General features: G+C 61.0%; 2 protein-coding genes. Both read right to left on the bottom strand.

Annotated elements, in window-relative coordinates:
• Positions 1 to 150 precede the first annotated feature (150 nt).
• Entirely contained in the window at positions 151 to 576 is a 426-nt protein-coding gene (locus AC1DVH_RS31445; protein WP_477757067.1) for a GNAT family N-acetyltransferase, read from the bottom strand.
• Positions 569 to 1195 (bottom strand): ribosomal protein uL16 3-hydroxylase (locus tag AC1DVH_RS31440; protein ID WP_477757066.1); only part of this gene is annotated, 627 nt, incomplete at its 5' end. The genes AC1DVH_RS31440 and AC1DVH_RS31445, both read right to left, overlap by 8 nt.

Genomic DNA, 1195 nt, shown 5'->3' with positions numbered 1-1195 from the left:
CAAGTGTTGATATTGTCAGTTTGTCGGCCCGGGATGGGGCAAGTTGAATGGTAGACAGCAAAACGCCCCGGCATCCGGAGATGGCGGGGCGTTTTGTTGTGTAGTCGAGTGCATTTGTGGCGAGGGAGCAAGCCCCCTCGCTACAGGGTCTCAGGCCGAATGGCGAACCATGTCCACATGGGGAATCCCGGCTTCCAGGAACTCCTCACTGACCATGTGAAAGCCCAGGCGCTCATAGAACGCCGTGGCTTGCACTTGAGCGCTGAGCATCTGCTGCTTCAACCCGTGCTCTTCAGCTTCGCCAATCACCGCTTGCATCAGTGCGTCGCCGACTTTCAGGCCACGCCAGTCCTTGAGCACCGACACTCGGCCGATGTGACCATCGGGCAGCAAGCGGGCGGTGCCAATCGGAAAGTCGCCTTCGTAAGCGAGGAAATGCACTGCATCAATGTCATCGGCGTCCCATTCCAATTCTGGCGGAACGGATTGCTCGGCGACGAACACCGTCTCACGAATGCGCCGGATCTCGGCGTTGTCCTTTTGCCAGTCTGCGACACGTACGTGAATCTTATTCATCGGCAAACCCCAGGCTTCCTTGCTTGACCAGTTCGCACAGCAGGCCGCGGCCGTCTTCGTCGCTCAGCCATTCGCCGAGGTTGTCGGCGTGCAGCGAGTCGGCGGCGCAGATCATCTTCAGCAGTTCGCGCAGCTTGCCTGGCAGGTAACGGCTCTGGCCGCTGGCGAACAGCAGCAGGTCGTCATCGACTTCAGACCACGCCAGGCGTGCGCTCGGGTTACGAATCAGGATCGCGCCTTGCTCCAGGGCGGACATGAAGTCCTCTTCTTCGACGTCTTCCGGGCCCACCACCAGTTCCGGGTAACGTGGCTCGGTCATGAACTGGCCGAACCAGGTCAGCAGCAGGCGCTCGTCGCTCATGTGCTCGGCCAGCAGGCCTTTCAAGCGGTCGAGTGCATCGCGCTGGATCTGGTGAGGGTCGGCAGTCGGCAAGGCGTCGGCGTCGGTGTAGCGTTCTTCGTCCGACAGGAACTGGCTGAGGAAGTCAGTGAAGTGGGTCAGCACTTCAGCGGCGCTCGGTGCGCGGAAGCCGACCGAGTAGGTCATGCATTCATCAACGGCAACGCCGCAATGGGCCAGGCGCGGTGGCAGGTAGAGCATATCGCCCGGTTCCAGCAC

Source organism: Pseudomonas sp. P4_C3 (assembly GCF_056402075.1).
The sequence above is the reverse complement of the archived record's forward strand: the minus strand, read 5'-3'. Positions and strand labels throughout refer to the sequence as shown.